Source organism: Streptomyces sp. NPDC028305 (genome assembly GCF_055569495.1).
On record NZ_JBVHTN010000001.1, the window covers coordinates 1009975 to 1031327 of the forward strand.

22 protein-coding genes and 2 pseudogenes are annotated in these 21353 nt (G+C 70.1%); 9 read left to right on the forward strand and 15 right to left on the reverse strand.

What is annotated here, in order from left to right:
• Nucleotides 1–37 precede the first annotated feature (37 nt).
• The 6 genes and pseudogenes from ACZ4WQ_RS04730 to ACZ4WQ_RS04755 form a co-directional block, all read right to left on the reverse strand.
• Nucleotides 38–289: pseudogene (locus ACZ4WQ_RS04730) on the reverse strand (IS701 family transposase); the annotation flags it as partial.
• Between the two features lie 16 nt (nt 290–305).
• Complete coding sequence (locus tag ACZ4WQ_RS04735) at nt 306–1163, reverse strand: AAA family ATPase (RefSeq protein WP_398369484.1); 858 nt, start codon at nt 1161–1163, stop codon at nt 306–308.
• The gene (locus tag ACZ4WQ_RS04740) at nt 1160–1783 is read right to left on the reverse strand and encodes a DUF6879 family protein (protein ID WP_398369482.1); all 624 of its coding nucleotides are present in this window, start codon (nt 1781–1783) and stop codon (nt 1160–1162) included. The genes ACZ4WQ_RS04735 and ACZ4WQ_RS04740 overlap by 4 nt, the downstream gene beginning before the upstream one ends.
• Nucleotides 1776–2045: a hypothetical protein gene (locus ACZ4WQ_RS04745; protein WP_398369480.1), complete on the reverse strand. Its 270-nt coding sequence runs from the start codon at nt 2043–2045 to the stop codon at nt 1776–1778. Before ACZ4WQ_RS04745 ends, ACZ4WQ_RS04740 begins: the two co-directional genes overlap by 8 nt.
• Nucleotides 2046–2203: 158 nt before the next feature.
• On the reverse strand, nt 2204–2671 hold the full coding sequence (locus tag ACZ4WQ_RS04750) for an ABA4-like family protein (protein WP_311722549.1): 468 nt from the start codon (nt 2669–2671) through the stop codon (nt 2204–2206).
• Nucleotides 2668–3564, reverse strand: coding sequence for a hypothetical protein (locus ACZ4WQ_RS04755; protein WP_398370499.1), 897 nt, complete (start codon nt 3562–3564; stop codon nt 2668–2670). Before ACZ4WQ_RS04755 ends, ACZ4WQ_RS04750 begins: the two co-directional genes overlap by 4 nt.
• 223 nt (nt 3565–3787) lie before the next feature.
• Here ACZ4WQ_RS04755 and ACZ4WQ_RS04760 point away from each other — a divergent pair, with 223 nt between their 5' ends.
• Nucleotides 3788–4444 (forward strand): MerR family transcriptional regulator, encoded by a 657-nt coding sequence (locus tag ACZ4WQ_RS04760; protein WP_385341368.1) that lies wholly within the window; start codon nt 3788–3790, stop codon nt 4442–4444.
• A gap of 411 nt (nt 4445–4855) precedes the next feature.
• On the opposite strand, the gene ACZ4WQ_RS04765 is transcribed toward ACZ4WQ_RS04760, so the two are convergent.
• Together ACZ4WQ_RS04765 and ACZ4WQ_RS04770 are read right to left on the reverse strand one after the other, a co-directional pair.
• Nucleotides 4856–5980: a winged helix DNA-binding domain-containing protein gene (locus ACZ4WQ_RS04765; protein ID WP_468022061.1), complete on the reverse strand. Its 1125-nt coding sequence runs from the start codon at nt 5978–5980 to the stop codon at nt 4856–4858.
• Nucleotides 5977–6966 carry a zinc-binding dehydrogenase gene (locus ACZ4WQ_RS04770; protein WP_385341364.1) on the reverse strand — a complete coding sequence of 330 codons (990 nt, stop codon included), beginning with the start codon at nt 6964–6966 and terminating at the stop codon, nt 5977–5979. The genes ACZ4WQ_RS04765 and ACZ4WQ_RS04770 overlap by 4 nt, the downstream gene beginning before the upstream one ends.
• Before the next feature lie 90 nt (nt 6967–7056).
• Between ACZ4WQ_RS04770 and ACZ4WQ_RS04775 the strand changes: the two genes are divergently transcribed.
• On the forward strand, nt 7057–8040 hold the full coding sequence (locus ACZ4WQ_RS04775; RefSeq protein WP_398369475.1) for a helix-turn-helix transcriptional regulator: 984 nt from the start codon (nt 7057–7059) through the stop codon (nt 8038–8040).
• Nucleotides 8041–8046: 6 nt separating this feature from the next.
• Here the strand turns inward: ACZ4WQ_RS04775 and ACZ4WQ_RS04780 are convergent.
• A pseudogene (locus ACZ4WQ_RS04780) lies at nt 8047–8169 on the reverse strand (dihydrofolate reductase family protein); the annotation flags it as partial.
• Between the two features lie 253 nt (nt 8170–8422).
• Between ACZ4WQ_RS04780 and ACZ4WQ_RS04785 the strand changes: the two are divergent.
• Nucleotides 8423–9145, forward strand: coding sequence for a dienelactone hydrolase family protein (locus ACZ4WQ_RS04785; RefSeq protein WP_385341360.1), 723 nt, complete (start codon nt 8423–8425; stop codon nt 9143–9145).
• Between the two features lie 150 nt (nt 9146–9295).
• Here ACZ4WQ_RS04785 and ACZ4WQ_RS04790 read toward each other — a convergent pair whose 3' ends face one another.
• The 4 genes from ACZ4WQ_RS04790 to ACZ4WQ_RS04805 form a co-directional block, all read right to left on the reverse strand.
• The gene (locus tag ACZ4WQ_RS04790; protein ID WP_398369473.1) at nt 9296–12283 is read right to left on the reverse strand and encodes a PQQ-dependent sugar dehydrogenase; all 2988 of its coding nucleotides are present in this window, start codon (nt 12281–12283) and stop codon (nt 9296–9298) included.
• A gap of 69 nt (nt 12284–12352) precedes the next feature.
• A complete protein-coding gene (locus ACZ4WQ_RS04795) occupies nt 12353–13135 on the reverse strand; it encodes an NAD(P)-binding domain-containing protein (protein WP_398369471.1) in 783 nt (260 codons plus the stop codon).
• Nucleotides 13132–13593 carry a hypothetical protein gene (locus ACZ4WQ_RS04800; RefSeq protein ID WP_398369469.1) on the reverse strand — a complete coding sequence of 154 codons (462 nt, stop codon included), beginning with the start codon at nt 13591–13593 and terminating at the stop codon, nt 13132–13134. The genes ACZ4WQ_RS04795 and ACZ4WQ_RS04800 overlap by 4 nt, the downstream gene beginning before the upstream one ends.
• The gene (locus tag ACZ4WQ_RS04805; protein ID WP_398369467.1) at nt 13590–14576 is read right to left on the reverse strand and encodes an alpha/beta hydrolase; all 987 of its coding nucleotides are present in this window, start codon (nt 14574–14576) and stop codon (nt 13590–13592) included. The genes ACZ4WQ_RS04800 and ACZ4WQ_RS04805 overlap by 4 nt, the downstream gene beginning before the upstream one ends.
• A 104-nt stretch (nt 14577–14680) precedes the next feature.
• On the opposite strand from ACZ4WQ_RS04805, the gene ACZ4WQ_RS04810 reads away from it, so the two are divergent.
• A complete protein-coding gene (locus ACZ4WQ_RS04810; protein WP_398369465.1) occupies nt 14681–15346 on the forward strand; it encodes a TetR/AcrR family transcriptional regulator in 666 nt (221 codons plus the stop codon).
• On the opposite strand, the gene ACZ4WQ_RS04815 is transcribed toward ACZ4WQ_RS04810, so the two are convergent.
• The gene (locus tag ACZ4WQ_RS04815) at nt 15330–15896 is read right to left on the reverse strand and encodes a TetR/AcrR family transcriptional regulator (RefSeq protein ID WP_398369463.1); all 567 of its coding nucleotides are present in this window, start codon (nt 15894–15896) and stop codon (nt 15330–15332) included. The genes ACZ4WQ_RS04810 and ACZ4WQ_RS04815 overlap by 17 nt on opposite strands.
• Nucleotides 15897–16036: 140 nt before the next feature.
• Here ACZ4WQ_RS04815 and ACZ4WQ_RS04820 point away from each other — a divergent pair, with 140 nt between their 5' ends.
• Nucleotides 16037–16960 (forward strand): SDR family oxidoreductase, encoded by a 924-nt coding sequence (locus ACZ4WQ_RS04820; protein WP_398369461.1) that lies wholly within the window; start codon nt 16037–16039, stop codon nt 16958–16960.
• Between the two features lie 74 nt (nt 16961–17034).
• On the opposite strand, the gene ACZ4WQ_RS04825 is transcribed toward ACZ4WQ_RS04820, so the two are convergent.
• On the reverse strand, nt 17035–17415 hold the full coding sequence (locus ACZ4WQ_RS04825) for a VOC family protein (protein WP_311722538.1): 381 nt from the start codon (nt 17413–17415) through the stop codon (nt 17035–17037).
• A gap of 252 nt (nt 17416–17667) precedes the next feature.
• On the opposite strand from ACZ4WQ_RS04825, the gene ACZ4WQ_RS04830 reads away from it, so the two are divergent.
• From ACZ4WQ_RS04830 to ACZ4WQ_RS04845, 4 genes are all read left to right on the forward strand, one after another.
• Nucleotides 17668–18024, forward strand: coding sequence for a DUF488 domain-containing protein (locus tag ACZ4WQ_RS04830; protein ID WP_311722537.1), 357 nt, complete (start codon nt 17668–17670; stop codon nt 18022–18024).
• A 208-nt stretch (nt 18025–18232) separates the two neighbouring features.
• Nucleotides 18233–19165, forward strand: a complete 933-nt coding sequence (locus tag ACZ4WQ_RS04835; RefSeq protein WP_398369458.1) for an NmrA family NAD(P)-binding protein — start codon at nt 18233–18235, stop codon at nt 19163–19165.
• 55 nt (nt 19166–19220) lie between these two features.
• Nucleotides 19221–20231, forward strand: a complete 1011-nt coding sequence (locus ACZ4WQ_RS04840) for a zinc-binding dehydrogenase (RefSeq protein ID WP_398369456.1) — start codon at nt 19221–19223, stop codon at nt 20229–20231.
• Nucleotides 20232–20440: 209 nt separating this feature from the next.
• Nucleotides 20441–21298 (forward strand): NmrA/HSCARG family protein, encoded by an 858-nt coding sequence (locus ACZ4WQ_RS04845; RefSeq protein ID WP_361182609.1) that lies wholly within the window; start codon nt 20441–20443, stop codon nt 21296–21298.
• The last annotated feature ends 55 nt before the right edge of the window (nt 21299–21353 follow it).

Sequence of the window (21353 nt, forward strand, 5' to 3'; positions counted from 1 at the left end):
GAGATGCGGTTGAAGAGCCGCCGGGCCTCGTTCATGGTCACGGGTATGAGGGATCGATCGCTCCCGGTTTTTGGAGCCCCTGTTTTGCCTCCGCTCGCAGGATGGCGAGGAAGGCGAGGGCGGCCATGGAGAGGGTTATATGCCGGTACCACGCGGTATAGCCGCGGACCTGGTAGTGATCGAGTCCGGTTTCGTTCTTCGCGGTCTGAAAACATTCCTCAACCATCCATCGGGCTCCCGCGATCCGCGCCAGTTCCTCCAGCGGAGTTCCGGCGGGGCAGAAGCAGACCGACTCGTCCCGCAAGTCAGAGATGAGATCGTCGATCCTCATAATGAGGCTGACTGGCGGCGCGCTCTGCCGCGATACGTAAGGCGAGCGGCAGTCGAGCGCAAAGACGCGACAGTTCGGTCAGCTTTCCCTCATCGTCCTCGGGCCGATAGCCGCTGGTGACCGCGCGCAGTAAGGCAATCGCCTCGGGCTCGGGAAGCGTGCCGAGCGTCAGGCGGCGGGCCCCGTCTCGCACGGTGAGGCCGGAGAGCCGGTTGCGGCTGGTCACCACTACCAGGCTGGTGCCGGTACCGGGGAGGAGGGGCCGCACCTGGCTGACCGTGGCGGCGTTGTCGAGCAGAATCAGGACGCGTCGCTCGGCGAGCAGCGAGCGGTACAGAGCGGCGGCATCATCGACATCCTGGGGGATTTGGTCAGCAGGCACGCCGAGCGCGCGCAGGAATCGGCGTAGTGCCTGGTCCGCGGTGACGGGTTCGCCGGGGTCGTAGCCACGCAGATTGACGAAGAGCTGACCGTCGGGAAAGCGGTCCTTGATTTGATGGGCCCAGTGCAGCACCAGCGAGGTCTTCCCCGCACCTGCCGTACCGGCCACTACATGGATCGAGACAACCAGTCGGTCGCCGCTTTGGCCAGCCAGGATCGCATCAAGCTGATTCAGTTCGTCGCTGCGGTTGACAAAGCTGTGCACATCAGCCGGGAGCTGTCGCGGTATGAGGCCGGCCGACTCTCCCGGTGCTCCCTGGTAAAAGTTGATGCCACCCGAGACATTGCCGGCCTGTACGACGTCCCGAGACGACCCTGACAGGTCATTCTGAGACCCTTGTGGACGACTTCCCTCGTCCCCGGCCGGGGCGTTGATTTGTTCTCCGCTCATGCCGCCGGGGGCGGGGGAAGATGCACCACCGCACGCTCGAAGTAGGTCCGGATGTCCTCCGCTACCGCCCAAGCCTGCTTCACATAGGTCACCCAAGGTTTCACGATCTCGGGGTCGGTGAAACGGCGGGCGCTCTCGAAGGCTCCGGTCTCGGTGTAGAGAATCTCATAAAGGGTGAGATTGTCGAGGATGACGAACTCGGGCAGAAGGTGCTCGACCTCAGCGGCGGCGACTTCCTTCGCGGGCAGCACACGGGTGGGATGCCCGGCCTCCGCACGGACGTGGAGCGAGTGCAGCTCCCATTGCATATATGGCGTCAGCGGCTCTTCCACCACGCGCAAACGATGGAACGGGGAGCCGTTCCGCCGGTCCTCTTCAGCCGCCTTCTGTGTAGCCTCACGCTTCGCCTCGAACAGCCGGAGCGCTTCGCCCCAGTCGCCTCGGCGGAGTGCGTCCCGGGCGGGGCTGTCATCCTCTTCGAAGTGCTGTAGCCGCTCCAACTTCCAGGACTCACCGTGACGGATAGCCTTGCGTCGCGCCCAGAAGTCACTGACGTAGGCGTCGTCATCGAGTGGTTTGCCTTGTTCGGCCGGGAGCACGGGGGCACGAAGATCAAGCATCGGGAATATCTACCTTTGCTGCGCTGAGCATGTTTCCGGGAATGACAACCAGCCGCTCGTCAGGCCCGATGGACACACCAGTCGGCAAACGTGAGGCATAGACGGCAGTGAGGTCGCGGCCGATCACGGCGATATCACCATTGTCGAGCTGCCAGATGTCCGGGCACTTATCATCGTCACCGGAATTCCCAAGCTCTGCCGCCGACTTTCCCAGACGCTTGGCGAATAACGCCGACGGGTCAGCTTCCCAGGAACGGGCCATCGACTGTCTCCGTAGTCTCAACGTCACTGACTGTCTATCAAGGATGACACATGCCGAGTCAGTCATGCCATGGCAGCGGCGCCGGCGGAGACGTGTCGGAGCGAGTGGCGCGTGCACCACGGAACTGGTTCCAACATCAGTCCCGTGGTGCACGACGGTCAATTACGCGGCCCGCCGGACACGGCAACCGCGAAGCCGTCGCGGGTCGCACGCCGCGAACTCCACGCGCGCAGCCCCAGGAACACCAGCAGCCCGAACGGCGACAGCAGGATCGTGAAGGCCAGCAGCGGCCCCATCAGCAGGGCCGAGATCCCAAGCCTTCTGGCCTCCCGGTACATCCACTGCCCGATCAGCAGGTCCCAGGCGATGACCTGCACCCAGACGGCTCCCGCGCCGTCCGCGAGTGCCGTCAGTTCACGGAAGGCGTCGAGGTCCGGTCGGCTGACCGCGGTCCAGAGTTCGGGGAACACCGGGATGGCGAGCGCGAGATAGACGAGCAGCACGGGCACCACCGTCAGCGGCGACCCGGCGATGCGGGCGGTCGCGCTCCACCCCGGGGCGAAGATCATGAGCAGCCACACCGGTGCGGCCAGCCAGAAGGAGAGCTCGAAGAGGAATCCGGTCATGACACAAGCCCGGCCTCATGCGCCTGAGCGCGGCGGTGGCCTGGCACGCGGAGAGATCCGTACGTCCCGAGAACGGCGGCCACCACGATCAGGCCGGCCACCCCCAGCGTCACACCGTCCGGATGGATCAGCGCCTGGCCCCGCAGCGCCTGCCAGAGAACCAGGGCGAAGGCGGCGGCGTACACCCCCGAGGCCAGCAGCGCCAGGCGCAGCCGTACCCGTTCGTCCGCGAGACGGGCGAAGCGTGGCGCGAGGGCCGTCACCACCATGACCAGCAGCGGGAGGAATTGCAGCGCGTGCATACCGAAGAAGTGCGGGATCCGCAGATCGCCGCCGGTCGTCGACCAGCCGGTCAGCGGCATCGACGGGCCGCCGTCCGGCACGCCCACGCTGTGCGCGCCGACCACCTTGGAGACGCCGCGCCGCTGCCCCGGCGCGGGCTGCGACATCAGGAATCCGACAGCGGCGCCGGCCAGCGCCAGGGAAATGCCGGAGCGCAACGCCCACGCGGTCGCTCGGTCGGTGATCCGGGTGCGGAGCAGCAGTACGGCGATCACGAGCATGCCCAGCCACAGGATGACGACCGTCACCGCCATCGCGTTGAACAGTGCCTCGTCGAAGGGCGTTTCATGGTTGAAGTGGCTGCGCCTCCCGCGCGCCGCCTGCCCGGTGATGATCGCCATCTCGACGAGACACGCGGCCGACACAACGGTCCCGGCCCACCAGCCCACACGTCGGCCACGGGTGAGCAGTGACAGCGCCCAGGCCAGAGAGGGGCAGTACGCCACGAATGAGACCGAGAACTTGAAAGGTTTGGACCAGACCGGCGCACCCGCCACAACGCGGTCGTCGACGACGATCCCCACACCGAATATGACCGCCATGACGGCCATCGCCGCCGAGAACATCACCAGCGGTCGGTGCCATGACCGCCATGGAACCGGCTCCCACGACGACGGCCACGAAGACGGACGTGATGAAGGCACAGCTATCCCTCCCGAAGTAAAACAGATAGCAGCACTATCCGCTATCCGATAGCGCCAGTATCTATCATGGGAGGCGGCCGGCAAGGGCCGGCGCGGGCGGACGAGGCGGAGGACGAGGAGTGAACCGACGGTGCGCATACGGGAGTTGAGTCGCCGAACCGGGGTGTCGGTGCCGACCATCAAGTACTACGTCCGTGAAGGGCTGCTGCCTCCGGGCGAGCTGACCAGCCCGAATCAGGCGACCTACGGTGAGACGCACGAGCGTCGGCTACAGCTGATCCGTGCACTGCTCGATGTGGGCGGCTTGAAGCTGGCCGACATCACGGAGGTTCTGGCGGCCCTCGATGATCCGGAGCGTCCCCTGCACAAGGTGCTCGGCGCCGCCGCGGATCGCCTCGGCACCGGACGCAGCGATCACGACGACGCGGCGTCCGCAGCCGCACAGGCCGCCGTCGCAGACCTCATCTCCCGGCGCGGATGGCAGGCGGATGAGTCAAATCCCGCCGCGGCCGACCTGTCAAAGGCCCTCGCCGCGCTGGACCGGTTGGGACACGGAGCGTTCGTCGAAGTGCTCGAGGACTACGCGGACGCCGCCGAGCAGGTCGCCCGCGCCGATCTCGCGTACGTGGGCCGGCTGGAGGCGGTCGAAAACATGATGGAGGGTGTGGTGGTCGGAACCGTTCTGGGCGAGGCGGTGTTCAGCGCGTTGCGGCGGCTCGCCCATGTGGACGCCTCGGCGAAGCTGCCCGGCACGGACGAGCCGCCTGAGCGGGAGACAACGGCCTGAGGGTCTCGTGTGGCGCGCGCCACCCACCCCGGCGCTCGCCGCGCCCGCGCCGCGCCACCGCCAGGCCGCTCAGCAGTCCGAGGGCCGGCGCGTAGGGCCACCGGCCGAGCCCGAGTCGGGATCGAAGCGGCAGACCCGCGGTCGACGTCGAGCACATCCGCACGCCCCTGACACGCGCCCTGACCTCCCGTCACCATGCGACATGTCAATTCGGACGGCGGCCACCTCCCGGCCGCATGGCTCGGCCCCTCACTCGCGTCGATCGCGCGGGGTTCCTCCCCGATCTCGTCTGGGTCCGCGTCGCGGACTGTACGAGCCCGTCGACCGCTTCGCCGAGCCGGACCGTTGGCGGAAACTGACCAAGCGCTCGCCTTGCCCAGCCTTGTTCGCATGGCAGGTGCCGGGGGAACCTCAAGACGACTGGGTCGAGGCAGGGTCGCTGTAGGACACCACCCGGCCTCCCACGAATTGCAGCAGCCGGTCCGCTTCCTGTTCCAGGGCTGCCCGATCGGTTGCGCAGAGCGGTCGGAACGGGGTGAGCCGCAACGTCCCGGCGTCGATGGACCACGTTCCGTGCACCCAGCCGTCCACCAGGAAGGTGGCCCGTACCCTTGCCTGGCCGGGCATCACCCGCTTCCGGTCCTCGTCGCTGATGACCCGAGTCCGGTCGGCGTGACCGAGCAGGATGTTGTCGAAGGCGGGGAGCAGCCGCACTGGAGCGGGCGTGTCGGGGTCGGGCAGTTCAGCGTCGGCCAGATCGATCAGATCCCTGCCGTCGGGGCCGGTATAGCGGCGCAGTTCGGCGCGCATCTCCGCGACGACCTCGCCCAGGCGGGTCAGTCCGCACCAGGCCTGGACGTCCTTCACTCCGGCCGGGCCGAAGGCGGCCAGATAGCGGCGGATCAGCTCCTTGGCCGAATCCTTGGCGGCAGTCGCCGTCCCTGCCGTCGCCATCGGCTGTCCCAGCCAGACCTCGGCGGGCGTGACCGAGACCGCCGACCGGTTGCCCCAGGAGCCCCATGCGCCGGTGGCCGCGCCATGGACGAGAGGGGTGCGCAATTCCATCTGCCCGGCCAGGATCCGGCCGTCGCGTCCCGGATGGCGTTCGGCCAGCCGCAGGGCCAACTCCTTGCGCGACAGCGTCCCTCCCGCGAGCAGGCCGAGTCCCTCAGCAACCAAGGACGCCGCGTCCAGACCTGTGCCGTTCCGGGCAAAGTGGGGCGAGCCGGCCGTGCGGTCGAGCACGGGCTGCAGCAGCGGCCGCAGCCAGCGGAAATCGTCGGCCGCGGCGAGGTGCTGGGTACTGCGGAGCAGACCGGAGCGGACCACCTGCCGGTCCTCCAGCAGTCCGGTGAGCTCGGGCTGAGTGAAGGCGTGGATCCTGCTCCACAGCCCGACATAGGTCCAGTTGGGCTCCTGTGCCTGCAGTGCAACCAGTCGCCCGATCACCTCCAGCGGACTGCGATCGGTGCGCCCCAGCAGGAACTGGCGGCCCATCAGCGCCCGGTTCAGGGTCCGGAGGGAGAGGGTGGTCACGACAGCCGCACCGAGACATTGCCCTGGTAGGAACCCTGTAGCAGGGAAAGAAACGCCTGCGGCACGTCCTCGATCCCGCCCTCGACCACTGTCTGCGGATAAACGAAGCGGCCCTCGCCCAGCCAGCTGCTGAAGTGCTCACGCCAGGCCGCGATCTGATCAGGCGTGTGGTGGCAGGAGAACGGGAGCAGCTCGACGCCCCTGGCCTCGGCCGCCGCGCGATCCGGCTGCGGAAAGCGCTGCGCCGCGTCACCGAGCTGGCTGGACAGCGAGCCGCACAGGGCGAAGCGCGCCCCGGGCCGGGCCACCTGCAGCGCACCCTGGTACTGCTCGCCGCCCACGACGTCGAAGAAGACCGAGACACCCTCGGGCGCGAGCTCCCGCAGCCGGTCGGCTACAGAGCCGTCGTGGTAGTCGAAGGCGGCGTCGTAGCCGAGTTCGTTCACCAAGTAGTCGACCTTCGCCGGGCTGCCGGCGCTGCCGATCACCCGAGCCGCACCACGGCACTTGGCGATCTGCCCGGCCAGCGAGCCGACCCCGCCCGCCGCGCCGGAGACGAAGACCACGTCGCCTTCACCGACGGCCGCTATCTCGGCCATCCCGTAGTAGGCGGTCGGTCCCTGGCCGAGGTAGTAGCCCGGGTCGGCGAAGAGCTCACGATCGAGCTTGACGTACGAGCCGGCCGGACCGGCCGAGTACTCACTCCAGCCGGTCATCGACTGGACCAGGTCGCCGACCTCGAGTTCGGGGCTGTCGGACCGGACCACGGAGCCGATGGCGGCCACCCCTACCCGCTGCCCCGGCTGCCAGGCCGGGACCGGGATGGCGCAGTCGGCCCGCATCAGCTCCAGGTAGGTCGCCGCGAGCCCGATCTGGTCGGTACGTACCAGGACCTCGCCTTCCACCACGGTCTTGGCGACGGTGAAATGGTCGAGCGTCGGGGCGCCGGTGATCTGGGCAGTCAGCTGGATCTCACGGGTGATCATTTTCGTCCTCGCCTCGGGTGCGGCTGTCGAGATCGACCCTAGGGAGGCTTCCGGACAGTTTTTGACCGGAAGTCGAGGCAGGATGTCGCCATGGCGAACACCAGCTCACGGACCCTCAGACTGCTCTCGCTGCTGCAGACCCACCGGCACTGGTCCGGCCTGGAACTGGCCGGCCGGCTCGGGGTCTCCGAGCGGACGCTGCGCCGCGATGTCGAGCGACTGCGCGAGCTCGGCTACCCGGTCGGCGCGGCCCGGGGCACCGACGGCGGCTACCAGCTCGCGCCAGGCGCCGTCCTCCCGCCGCTGCTGCTGGACGACGAGGAGGCGGTGGCCCTCGCGGTGGGCGTCGGCGACACGGCGCAGAGCGGGATCGCGGGGATGGAAGAGGCGTCGCTGCGCGCACTCACCAAGGTGGTGCGGGTCCTGCCGCCCCGGCTGCGGGCCAGGGTGGACGCCCTGCGGGCGATGACCCTCTCCGCTGTCGTGTCCGGGCCGGTCGTCGCTGCGGGGGTGCTCACCGCGGTCGCCCAGGCTTGCCGGGACATGGAGCGGCTGCGGTTCGGCTACACGGCCAGGGGCTCCGCACCCACGGAGCGCGAGGTCGAGCCGCACCGCGTCGTCGCACTCGGCGGACGCTGGTACCTGGTGGCCTACGACCTGGATCGGCACGACTGGCGTAGTTTCCGCCTCGACCGGCTGACCGAGCCGACGGCAACCGGCACGCGCTTCCGGCCACGTATGCTCCCGGCCGAGGACGCCGTGGCCTTCGTCCAGTCAGCGAGCGGGGCCCCGGCTCCGTACACGGTCGAGGTCCTTGTGCACGCCCCCTCCTCGCGGGTTCGGCAGGTGGTCGGCCGCTGGGGCTCGGTCGAACCGCTCGATCAGGACAGCTGCCGACTCACCATGACCTCGACCTCCCTCGACTGGCCGACCCAGGCACTGGGCAACGTGGGCGCCGAGTTCGAGGTCCTGGGGCCGCCGGAGTTCGCCACGCACGTCCAGGAGTGGGGCGCCCGCTTCACCCGGGCCACCCGCGCACCTCTGTTCCCAGGGCTCGGCGGACGCGCCGGCTAGCGCGCCGCGAATCTCGTCGATCCAGAAGCGAAAGACCTCCTCGTCGGGCGCCGTCCAGTCGAAGCGGCCGTCCGGCCCGACGATGTAGCCGTCGAGTGAGACGCTCATCGAATAGGTCACGCTGCGCATCCGAAGTCCTCCTCGGTAACGGGTTCGACAGTACGACTGCCGGACGCGGCAGGACTCATCGCGGCTCGCGGGACCCCCGAAAACCAGTTGGCGGACCACGGCGACCACTGCTACTTTCCCGGAGGCCGTGCAAGAGAACGAGGAGGTGGTACCCGTGAACACAGTATCGACATGGGTGCTCCCCTCCGGGGTCACGGTCGGGCGATAGGTCGTCCGGGAGCGCCGTTCACGCGCACTCCCGAAAGGCACGACCATGCGATTCACTTCTGAACTGCGCCTCGACGACGGCGTCCTCGAACGCGAATTCACCCTCGGTGAGATCCCCGGCATCCTGTGGACGTCTGGATCCGCACCTGCCCCGCTGATCCTGATCGGCCACAACGGCGGCTTGCACAAGCGGGAAGCGCGGCTGGTGGCCCGGGCCCGGCACTGCGCGGCGGAGTACGGCTACGCGGTGGCCGCCATCGACCACCCCGGGCACGGCGAACGGCCCCGTTCCGCCGCCGATGAGCAGGCTCGCGCCGACCTCCGCCGGGCGATGGCGGCCGGCGAGCCGGTCGACGAGATCTTCGAGTCCTTCGTCGGCCCGCTGGTCGAAAAGGCGGTCCCGGAATGGCGGACCACCCTGGACGCCCTCCTTGAGCTGCCCGAGATCGGCGGCCCGGTCGGGTACTCGGGGATGACCGCCATCGGCATTCGGCTGGCGGTGGTCGAACCGCGCATCGCGGCCGCCGGTTTCTTCGCCGGGGGTTACGTGCCCCGCGCCCAGCGCGAGGAGGCCCGGCAGGTCACCATTCCGCTGCTGTTCCTGCTCCAGTGGGACGACGAAGGGAACCCCCGGCAGCGTGCCCTGGACCTGTTCGACGCCTTCGGCACCAGGGAGAAGACGCTGCACGCCAATATGGGCGGGCACGCCGGTACCCCGTGGTTCGAGGTGGAGGACGGGGACCGGTTCTTCGGCCGGCACCTGAAGTGAGGCCGGGCCGTCAGGTCGGCAGCAGACGGTAAACGGTGTCGGCCAGGATGCCTATGGTGCGCGCGAGCACCCCAAGGTGGTGAAGGGCGGTGGCCGGAGAGGACCGGAGCACGTCCGGGCCCTCCGGCCACCCCTACCTGACCTCGACAGCTACGTGCCCGCGTTCGAGTTGCCGCGCAGCTTCACGTTCGCCGTGCTCGCGTTCTTGATCGCCGTTTCGATCTGGGCCATCGACGAGCCGGAGTCGATCCCGGGCAGGGTCGCGGTGTTCACCGCGTACAGCGTGAAGGTGTACGGGTGTGTCGAACCGCCGGGGCAGGGGCCGAAGTACTGCTGGGCATTCGCGCCGCTGCCCATGGCCTTCTGTTTGGCGCCGCCCTGGCCGGGGACGTTGAATCCGGACCCCAGCGCCTCGGGCAGGGACAGCTTGGCGGCCGGGATGTCCCAGATCGCCCAGTGGAGCTTGTTGCCGCTGTTCGCGACGTCCGCGAAGACGATGGCCCAGCTGCGCGCGCCGGTGGTGCCGGTGCCCCAGGCCAGCGGGGGCGAGGGGTCCTGGCCGGCCGTGCCGTCCCCGGCGCAGGTGTGGCGGGTGGGGATGGTCGCGTTGTCGTTGAAGGCGCTGCTGCTGAGCTTGAAGTCACCGGCCGTGCCGTCGTCCGAGTAGACGATGTCGATCCGCAGGACGCGGTCGTTGCCGTCCGTGCCGTCCTTGTCGGTGGAGGTGGTGAGCCAGATGTCGCCGTCGTGGTCGACCTCGACCGTGCGCAGGCGGTCGTAGGTGCCCTGGAAGTACGTCTTCTGCTCGACGAGGTTCGACGAGGAGTCGATCCGCATCCGGTAGACGCGCTTGCCCACGGTGGTGGCGACGAAGACATGGTCATTGATGATGGTCAGCCCGCTGGGCGAGGCCGAGGAGGTGGACCAGGTCTTCTTCGGGGCGATGTAGCCGGAGCCGGAGCAGTCGCCGCTGGTGCCCTCGCAGTTGGGCCAGCCGTAGTTGCCACCCTTCTGGATGAGGTTGACCTCGTCCATGACGCTGTTGCCGAACTCGGACTCCCACAGGCGGCCCTTGGAGTCGAAGTCCAGGCCCTGCGGATTGCGGTGGCCCAGCGACCAGACGGCGTTGCCGAAGGGGTTGTCGGACGGGATGGAGCCGTCGGGGTTGATCCGGAGGATCTTGCCGTTGAGCGAGTTGCGGTCCTGGGCCCGCGACTCGGTCTGGGCGTCGCCCATGGAGGCGTACAGCTTGCCGTCGGGGCCGAAGCGCAGCCGGCCGCCGTTGTGGTAGCGGCTCTTCTCCATGCCCTGGAGCAGCACCTTGTAGCCGCTGAGGGTGTTGTTCTCCAGGGTCATGCGGGCGATGCGGTTGCCCTCGCTGGAGGTGTGCACGAAGTAGAGGTAGTGGTCGGTGGCGAAGGTCGGGGAGACCTCGAGGCCCAGCAGACCGCCCTCGCCGCCGGTGGTCTGGGAGTTGGGCACCTTGCCGACCAGGGTCTTCGTGCCGGACTTGGTCAGCTTGTAGACGTTGAAGGTGTTGCGCTCGGTGAAGACGCCCGTGCCGTCGGGCAGGAAGCCGAGGCCCCAGGCGACGTCCACCCCGCTCGCGAGGGTGCTGACCGTACCGGGGTCGGGGGTGCCGCCGGGCTGGGTGCCGGAGGTGGTCACCGTGATCTCGGGGGTGAAGGGGGACTTGTTGCCCTTGAGGTCGTACGCCCTGCCCTTGAAGGCGTACGCGGTGTTCGGGGTCAGGCCCGCGACGCTGGTCGTGGTGGTCTCGGAGGTGCCGGACAGGGCGCCGTCGCGGTAGATCTCGTAGCCCGTGACCTTGACGTTGTCGCTGGACGCGGCCCAGGACAGATCGACGGTCGTGGCCGTCTTCGAGGGGGAGGTCAGGTTGCCGGGGGTGGTCGGCGGCTCGGTGTCCGGCGGGGCGGGCAGGGTCGCGATGGTGACGGCGTTGGACGCCTCTGAGGCGTTTCCGGCCGCGTCGCGCGCGAAGACGGTCCAGTCGTACGAGGTCTCGGGGTCGAGGTTTTCGACGGTCGCCGCGAGGACGTCCGGGCCGACCTTCTTCATCAACTGGCCGTGCTGGTAGACGTCGTAGCCGGTGACGCCCACGTTGTCGGCCGCCGCGTCCCAGGCCAGCGAGACGGTGGTGGCCGTCGGCTCCTTGTCCTTGCGGAGGTTCGCGGGGGCGGTCGGCCGCTCGGTGTCGGCGGGGCCGGTCGGGGTGACGGTCAGCTTGTCGAGGTTGGGGCCGTCGACGCCGGAGGTGGTCGCGCGGACCTTGTTGCTTCCGGCCTTGAGCGTGGCGTTCACGCTGACCGTCTTCCAGGTGGTCCAGGCGCCGGTCGCCGGGAAGGAGAGGTCGTCGGCGACGGTGGCGCCGCCCACGGCGATGTCGAGCGGGCGGTCGGCGGAGGAGCTGGCGTAGCGGAAGTCGAGCCGGGCGGGGCCGGCCTGTGCCGCGTCGACGCTGAATTCGACGTAGGCGCCCGCGACGACGTCGAAGTTCACGAATCCGGTGCCGGAGTAGCCGTCGTGGTTGGACTCGGCGGCACCCTGGGAGATCTGGGCGGACTCGGCCTCGTAGTCCCTGCCGGCCGGTCCGTCGGCGGCGGTGACATCGACGTAGTCGAGGTTGGGCCCGCCCTCGGCCGCCGCCGAGGTCGTACGGATGGTGTTGGCACCGGCCTTGAGGGTGACGGTCGTGGTCACCGACGACCAGGTGGTCCAGGCGCCGGTGGACGGGAACGCCAGGTCGTCCGCCGCCAGGTCGCCGTTGACGGCGATGTCCAGCGGGCGGTTGGCGTCGGTGCCGTTGGCGTAGCCGAGGGTGAGGGTGGCGCTGCCCGCGGCAGGGGCGTTCACCGTGAACTCGACGTAGCTGCCGACCTGGTTGTCGAAGTTGACGAATCCGGAGCCGGAGTAGCCGTCGTGGTTGGACTCGGCCGCGCCCGCGGAGATGACCGCGGACTCGGCCTCGTACCGCACGGGCGCGGCCTTCGCGCCGGCGGGCTGGGCCCCGGAGGGCTGGGCCGCGCTGAGATTCGGCAGAGCGATGGTTAACGCCGCGGTGGCCGCGGCCACGACGGCACCGACCGCTCGGCGCGGTCTGCGGGGGATGGGTGCCACAGGAGTCCTCCCGGTCGACTGACTGATAGGAAAGATTCCTAACAGTGAGGCAGCAGCGACGCGTCCACGTCAAGAGGCGTGCAGGGGTTCCGTGAGGTCGGCGAGGAGGCCGTCGAGGGCCTGGGCGAGGGCTGCGGAGTTGGCCGGGGTGAACCAGGTGGTGCGGATGCGCTCGTTGTTCCCCTTCGGGGTCTCGTGGTTGGCCGCGAGCTGCTCCAGGGTGCGGGTCTGGTCGCCCAGTGCGCGGCCGACCTCCTGGAAGAGGCCGCGGACGTAGCGGTCCGCGTCACCGGAGGCGATGCCGTGGCCCGCGGCCCACGACGTGAGTGTGGCGAGGTACCGGTAGTGGGTGGTCAGCGTCCCCGTCACCGCGGAGAGGACGTTGAAGGCCGTCTCGTCCGCGACCGGGAGCGCCCCGCCCAGGTGCTCGAAGAGGGAGTCCACTACCGGGTGGGACGGGTACGTCACCGTGACGGAGCGGCGTTCGCGTATGGCGGGCAGGGGGATGGCCCGTACGAGCGGGGCATCGGAGGCCAGCGTCCGGCGCAGATCGTCGTTGCCGACGCCGGACATCACATTGACCACGATCTTGTCGTCGGCCACCGCCAAGCCGGCGAGCGCTTCGTGCCGGTCCTGACGGCGTACGGCGATGATCACGGTCTCGGAGCGGTCCACCACCGCCTGGTTGTCGGGACACACCCGCACGCCCTCGTAGCGCTCGGACAGCTCCGCGGCCGTGCGGGCTCCGCGCGGGGAGAGGAACACCTCGGGCGCATCGTCGCCCCGGTCGCACAGGCCGTCCACGATGGCCCGGCCGATCTCGCCCACCCCGATGATGCCGATGCGCTTCACTGTGTCACCGGGCGAGGTCGTCTCCACAGCAACGCGACCGCCAGGAGTCCTGCCAGGCCGGGAGCCAGGCCGGCCCAGCCCAGCACCGGCGGCAGGCCGGCCTCACCGGAGGTGTCCTCGGTGAGCAGCCCGGTCAGCCCGACGCTTGTGCCGAGCACGAACATCACGGTCGCGGCGGGCCGGGCCCACCGCTTGCCCGCCTTGACCGCCCAGGCCGTCCCGAGCCAGGCGAGGACACCGAGCGCTCCGATGACGGACAGCAGGACCAGGTAAGTGGTGACGGCCGAGTCGACACGCGGCCGGCTGAACGCGGGGTAGCCGGCCCGGATGTGATCGGCCAGCAAATGGGTGGTGGCGCGGTCGGCGTACGGGGCGATCGTCGCGACGACGGTGAGCCCGAGCCCCGCGTACATCGCCGCGACGGCCCCTCGCTCATACCGTGTCTTCGGCATCGTCATCGGATTGCATTCCTTTCGGGGCCCGCGGTGATGGCGGCTCGGAGGAAGTCGAGGATCTCCGTACGGGCGGCCTCGGCCTGCGGCTCCACACCCGGCAGGGTGAGGAACGCGTGCCTCGCGCCCGGGTATTCGGTGAGCCGCACGGATGTCCCGGCCTCCCGCAGCCGCTCGGCATAGCGGCGGCCGTGATCGGCCACCGCATCCTGGGTCGGCACCACGAGGAGCGCCGGGGCCAGCCCGTTCAGGTTGTCGGCGTACAGCGGCGAGAGCGCGCGGGTGTCGGTTCCCGGTGGGACGGAGAGCCGCTGGAACAGGCGCAGTTGTGGCATGGCGCGGGTCGGGTGGTACCCGTACTCGGCGATCGAGGCGTAGTCGAACATCGTCTCGGTCACGTCGACCGCGGGGTTGACCAGCACCTGTGCCGCGAGCCGCAGGCCGGCCTCCCTGGCGCGGATCGCCGTCAGTGCGCTGATCAACGCGCCGCAGCTCTCGCCGAAGACGACCGTGCGCGCCGGGTCGATGCCCCACCGCGCGGGGTGCCGCACCACGTGCTGAAGCACGTCCCAGGCGTCGTCGGCGGCCGCCGACAGCGGAGTTTCCTGGTCGAGGAGGCGGTGCTCGACCGAGACGACGAGTGCGGGCAGTTGGGCGGCGAGGTGGCTGTTGGTCCAGTCGCACTGCACCGCCGTGCCCACGAAACTGCCTCCGTGGACGTGGAGCACGAGGGGCAACTCCGCCCGGTCGGCCCCCTTGCCGCCGTTCTCGGCCGCCGGCCGGTACACCCGGACCGGCAGCTCGCGGCCGGGCAGCGCCACCTGCCGCCAGTCGATCGCGGCGCCCGGATCCGGATTCCCGGTGAGCGCCCGCGCCGCGCTGGACGCCCGGAAGCGGTTCTCCGCGTCGCGGTAGGCAGCCAGTTCCTCGGCCGTTATCGCCGAGAAGTCCGGCTCCGGTGGCCGTTTCACTTCAGTGGCCTCGCTCATGTCTCCCTCTCCCCTTCTCTTCGCATGTCCTCATTATGCACGCAGTGCGTGCAGCAGCAAGTGCATAGATTATGCTGAGTCCGGACGAGAGGAGCGAGAGCGAGATGACAGGCCGAAGGCGCTGGTCGACCGAGGAGATCCTGGACGCGGCGGCGGAGCTGCTGCGCACGAGCGACGCCGAGTCGTTCAGCGTGCGCAAGCTGGCCGCAGCGCTCGGGACCGATTCCTCCAGCCTTTACCGGCACTTCCGCAGCAAGACCGAACTGCTGCGGGCGGTCGCCGACCGGATCCTCCTGGCCGCCATGGACGGCTACCGGCCCGAGGGCGACTGGAAGCAGCGCATCACCGCGCTGGCCCTGCGCGTGAGAGAGGCCTTCGGCCGGCAGCCTCAGCTCGCCGCGGTCTGGGGACGCTATGCGTCAAGCGGCACCGGTTCCCGGCTGGTCATGGAAGAGGTGCTACAGGCCCTGCGGGCGTCGGGCCTGCCCGACGAGGAGATCCCGGCCCGCTACCACCGGATCGCGATCCTCCTCGCCTCGTTGATCGCCTCCGAGGCCGGGGTCAGCACCATCACCCCCGAAGAGTACGAACAGGGCATGGAGCTGTTCCGGGTCGCGGTACTGGGCGCCGACCCCGAACGCTTCCCCGCCCTGGCCCACTTCGCCCGCGACGTCCGGCCCCTCGGGGTGGACCGCCGCGCCGCGTTCGAAGAGATCCTCGCCGCCCAACTCGCCCACATCGAGGCCGGAATCGTCACTCCCCCACAGTGACGGCTTTGAGCTCGTCGAACGACTCCCGGACGAGCCGCGCCAGGCCTCGATCCTCGGCCTCGCCGACCCAGCGCTCGAACGCGACCTTGAAGACGGCGATCCCCGCCTCCGCGGCCAGACTCGCGGCCGGGTCCGCGACGCCGCGCCGGCGCAGCGCGTCGGCCAGCGCCGCGGACCAGGCCGCCATCTTGATCAACTCGCGTTCCCGGAGCTCCGGGTTGGCGACGATGACGGCCTGACGCTTCCGGGAGTGGGCGTGGCGCCCCTGGAACACGGCGGCGACCGCGTCGAGGGCCGCGGTCACCACGGCGATCGGCGCCGTGGACTCGGGCACGGCGGCGACGGTGTTCATCAACAGGTCGTGGAGCGGGCCCGTGCCCCCGAACAGGACCTCGCGCTTGTCGGCGAAGTGCCGGAAGTACGTGCGCTCCGTGAGCCCCGCCCGCTTGGCGATCTCCGCCACCGTCGTCTGCTCGAAGCCGCGCTCGCTGTAGAGGTCCAGCGCCGCCTGCTCGAGCCGCCCGCGCGCGTTCGGCTCCCATCGACTCATGCCGCCGATCTTACGTGATGACAGCGAATGACATCAGCCGTGCTACGGTCCATGACAGTGACTGACATCGCCTATCGGTGCGTCCCGGTCGCCGCGTCATGCCGTGCGGCAGGGACGGCCGGCTTAGCGGAGGTTTTCTCATGCGTGTTTTCGTCACCGGCGCTTCCGGCTGGATCGGCTCCGCCGTTGTTCCCGAACTGATCGGCGCAGGCCATCAGGTCGTCGGGCTCGCCCGCTCGGACGACTCGGCCGCCGCGCTCACCGCGGCCGGGGCGGAGGTGCGGCGCGGCACCCTCGACGACCTCGACGGCCTGCGGAGCGCGGCTGCCGCCTCGGATGGCGTGATCCACCTCGCCTTCAAGCACGACCTCGCCTTCTCGGGAGGCTTCCAGGACGCCACCGAGGCGGATCGCCGCGCCATCGAGACATTTGGCGACGCGCTCGCGGGTTCCGGGCGACCGTTGGTCATCGCCGCCGGGACACTCGGGCTCGCACCTGGGCGCGTGGCCACCGAAGCGGACGGCACTTCCGACGACCCGGCCTCCCTGGGCGCCGGGCGGCACGCCAACGCACAGCTGACGCTGTCCTTCGCGTCCCGCGACATCCGCTCATCGGTCGTGCGGCTCGCCCCGACGGTGCACGGCGACGGCGACAACGGCTTCATGGCGGCGCTGGTCGGCATCGCCCGCGCCCGCGGCGTCTCCGGCTACATCGGCGACGGCACCAACCGCTGGCCCGCGGTGCACCGGTTCGACGCGGCGCGCGTCATCCGCCTTGCGGTCGAGAAGGCCCCGGCGGGATCGGTGCTGCATGCGACCGCCGAGGAGGGCGTGCCGATCCGCGACATCGCCGAAGTGATCGGACGCCATCTCGGCATCCCCGTCGCCTCCGTCTCCCCCGAGGACTCGGCCGAGCACTTCACGTGGCTGGCCGGCTTCCTCGCGTCCGACGGCCCGGCCTCGAGCGCGCTGACCCGCGAGTTGCTGGGGTGGCGGCCCACCCACCCCGGGCTCGTCGACGACCTCGACAAGGGCCACTACTTCCGCACCCCGACGGCCCCCTGACCGGCTGACCGGCCCGACCGGCCGGGTTGGCCGGTCGGTCGGGCTGCTAGGACCGCACCGGGGACACAGAACCGTCAGAGCGGGTTGAGGCGGGCCTTGAGCAGGCAGAACTCATTGCCCTCAGGGTCGGCAAGAACGTGCCACTGCTCCTCGCCGGTCTGGCCGATGTCGGCCGGGCGCGCCCCGAGCTTCAGGAGGCGTTCGAGCTCGGCGTCCTGATCGCGGTCGGTGGCGTTGACGTCGATGTGCAGCCGGGACTTCCCCGGCTCCGGCTCGTCCCTGCGGCTGAGGATGATCGTCGGCTGCGGGCCGCCGAACCCTTCGCGCGGCCCGATCTCGAGGCTGCCGTCCTCTTCGCGATCGAGCACCACGAAGTCCAGGACCTCGCACCAGAACCGCGCCAGCGCCTCGGGGTCGCGGCAACCGAGCACGAGCTCACTGATACGACATGCCATTGACGAAACCTACTCTCAGCGTGGGAACTGCCGGTCGAGACCGTACCGGGCGAGGCGAGCGGGTGCGAAGGGTTTTGGGAGTCCTCGCCTCGCCCGCAACAGACCGTTGCGCCGCAGCCCGGGCGAGCACTGAACCGGCCCGGAGCAAATCCGAGTGGCTGAAGGTAATAATCGTAGGAGGACCGCATCGCATGGCGGGCCGAGTCAGCCGTCGGTGCGGACGTCGGGGACTCGAGAAGGGATGACGGTGCCATGCAGGAGGTGCGCTCGCGCCGCGTTTATGAAGAGGCCGAACGGTCCGACGGCAGGCGCGTACTGGTGGACCGGCTGTGGCCTCGCGGCCTGTCCAAAGAAAAGGCCCATCTGGACGAGTGGCTCAAGGCGGTGGCGCCATCCGATGAGCTGCGCCGTTGGTACGGCCATCAGCCCGCCAAATTCGCCGAGTTCAAGCGCCGCTACAAGACCGAACTGACGGAACCGGACCGGGCCGAGGCATTCCGTCATCTGCGTGACGAGGCCCGGACCGGCCCTGTGACGTTGCTGACCGCGACGAAGGACATCGAGCACAGCGAGGCAGAGGTTCTCGTGCAACTCATGCGCTCGAGGTAGGACACACCGCCATGGCGTCGGCGGCGTGTCCGGACGGCGTGGACGTCGACGTGGACGTCGACGTGGACGTCGACGTGGTGACGGCTGCCAAGGGAAGACCCCCGGTTCGACGGAATTGCCCATGGAGCCGCGACATCGTCCCCGCCGTCGCCGCCGGGGCGCAAGGGTTCCGGTTGCGGCCGGGCCGTGTGCGTCGCACGGTGCTGCTATGGACCGACCTCCGGGAGCGCGCGCGCTGCCCATCCTGGTGACCGGCGCCGCGGGCCGTGTCGGCGCCGTCGGACGTTCGGTCGTCGAGGGCCTCCGGAGACGGGGCCTGCCCGTCCGGGCCGCGGTGCGTCGCGAGGACGACCGCGCGCAGGCGCTGCGGGCGACCGGCGCCGAGGTCGTGGTCATGGACCTGACGCGGGCGGGCGAGGTCGAGAGCGCCCTGGAGGGCTGCGGGCGGATGTACTTCGGCATGGGCGTGTCGGCGCAGTACCTGGAGGCGGCCCTGACGACGGCGGTCGCCGCGCGCGTGTACGGGCGCCTGGAGGTGCTCGTGAACATGTCGCAGCTGACCGTCTCCGAGATGGACCTCACCCATACCTCCGAGTCGGACCAGCACCGGCAGCAGTGGCTGGTCGAGCAGGCCCTCGACTGGTCGGGCCTGCCCGTGGTCGAGATCAGGCCCACCGTGTTCATGGAGAACCCGCTCTTCCGCGTCGGCTTCTCCTCGATCGCGAAGACGGGCACCATCAGGCTGCCCTTCGGCCAGGCGAAGACCTCCCCGGTGGCGGCCGACGACGTCGCCGCGGTCGTGGAGGAGATCCTGGCCGACCCCGCTCCGCACATCGGGCGGATCTACGAGCTGACCGGCCCCCGTTCGGAGGGCATCTCCGCCATGGCGGAGGAGGTGTCCGCGTGCCTGGGCCGGCCGGTCGGCTACCGCGACGTCCCCCTGGAGGAGTGGATCGATCACGATCTCAGGCCGCTGGACCTGCCCGACCACGTCTTCCAGCACATCACCACCATGGCCAGGCTCCATGCGGAGAACCGGTACGACCGCAAGGCGGACGGTGTGCAGCGGGTCACCGGACGGCCCCCTGCCGACGTGGCCGACTTCGTCCGGACGCACGCCGACCTGGTCACCGGCCCATGAGCGGCGAACCGGTCGCCGTGGGCGGCCGACGGCCGAGAACCGCGGAGCGCTCATCATGAACCGTCGTGTCGTCCACACCCGCGGCGGGCCGCCCGCCGAGGTCCTGACCGTCGTCGAGGAGCCCGATCCGACGGCACCCGAGCGCGGCCAGGTCCTCATCCGCACCACGGCCTTCACGGTGCACCCGGGCGATCTCCAGGCCATCGAGGCCTACCCGGGGACGGCCGCGCAGCCGGTTCCGGCCGGTGTGGAGGCCACCGGTGTGGTGGAGGCGATCGGCCCGGGCACGCGCGTGGCACCGGGTGTCGAGGTCGGCGGCCGGGTCACGGTCTTCCTCCATCCGGGGGCGTGGGCCCGGTGGATCGTGGCCGATGCCGAGGTGGTCGTCGCCGTACCGGACGAGCTGTCGGACGAGGTCGCCGCGCAGATGATGGTGAACCCGCTCACCACGGTGATGCTGCGCCGTGAGGCGCAGGAGCACCTGGCCTTTGGATACGACGGCTTCCTGGTGCAGACCGCCGCGGGCTCGTCGGTCGGGCGGCTGGTGACGGGCGTGTGCCGGTTCCACAACCTGCCACTCGTCAATGTCGTCCGCAGCGACCGCGGCGCCGCCGTGCTGCGCGAACGGTTCCCGGACGTGCCGGTCGTGTCGACGGAGCACCCGGGCTGGACCGACGAGGTACGCAAGGTGGTCGGCGGCCGTCCGGTGAGTGTGGCCTTCGACCCGATCGGCGGGAAGCCGGCGGAGAGCCTTCTGGATCTGCTGGCGCCGGGCGGAAAGCTGGTCAGTTACGGGCAGATCGCCGAGGAGCCGATCTCGGTGCACGCCTCGACCCTGCTGAGCAAGTCGCTGACGCTGCGGGGCAAGAACGTCATCGGCTGGTGGCTGTCCGAGGCCTCCGCCGAGCGGCGGGCGTCCGACGTCGCCACCGCGAAGCAGATCGCGCTGGGGCTCACGGACCAGTTCGACGTGGCCGCTGTGTACGGCCTCGGCGAGCTGACCGGCGCCGTGGAGCACGCGGTGCGGCCCGGCAAGGTCGGCGCCGTCCTCGTCCGCCCATGGTAGCCGCCTCGCGCTGTCCCGTGACGACGCCGAGCGCCGCCCGCGCAGCCAGTCCGTGGCCCGCGCCGCCCTCCGCGCCATCCTGCGACACGGTGACCGGGTGCCACCGAACCTGAGCCGACCATGATCGTGTACAACCATGGGGCGCACGGGGCACGAGCGCGCCCATCGAGTTCCGAGGCCGGCGGTCTCGGCCGTTCTACGGAGTACGCATGATCACAGTGCTGGGAGCCACCGGTGGACAGGGCGGCGCGGTGGCACAGGCGTTGCTGGCGTCCGGGCAGAGCGTACGGGCCGTGGTACGTGACGCCGCGGCGCCGCGGGCGCGCCGGCTCGCCGAGCAGGGGGTGGAGGTGTTCCCCGGCGACCTGTCCGACGCCGCGTCCCTGACGGCGGCGTTCGAGGGTGTGTCGGCGGCGTACGCGGTGACCACGCCGTTCGAGTCGGGCACGGACGCGGAGGTGCGGCAGGGGCAGGCGATCGTCGAGGCCGCCGGCCGGGCGGGGCTGGCGCATCTGGTGCTGGCCTCGGTGGCCTCCGCGGACCGCTCCACCGGCATTCCCCACTTCGAGAGCAAGGCGCGGATCGAACAGACGCTGGCGGAGGCGGGCCTGCCGGCGACCGTGGTCGCGCCGACGTACTTCTTCGAGAACGCCCTGGGCGGCCTGGACGAGATCGGCCAGGGCTTGCTGTCGCTCGCGATCCCCGGTGACACTCCGCTCCAGCAGATCGCCCGCCGCGACCTGGGCGCGGTGGTGGCCGCGGTGATCGCCGACCCCGAGCGGTGGATCGGACGGCGGGTGGAGGTCGCGGGCGACGCGCCCACGCCCCGGCAGATGGCCGAGGCGATCGCCGAGGCGGCGGGCGGGCCGGTGGCGTACCGCCATGTGCCGCTGGACCTGGTGCGGCGGGCGAGCGAGGACATGGGGGCCATGTTCACGTTCCTCACCGAGACCGGCTATGCCGTGGACATCGCCGCGCTGCGCGCCGAATTCCCGGACGTCGCCTGGACCTCCTTCGCGGAGTGGGCCGCCGGCCAGCGGTGGCCCAGCCCGCGTCCGCTGGGCTGAGCCGGGTCCGCGCGGCAGAGCCGGTCCCCTCAGGCGCCGCCGCGCTCACGGACCG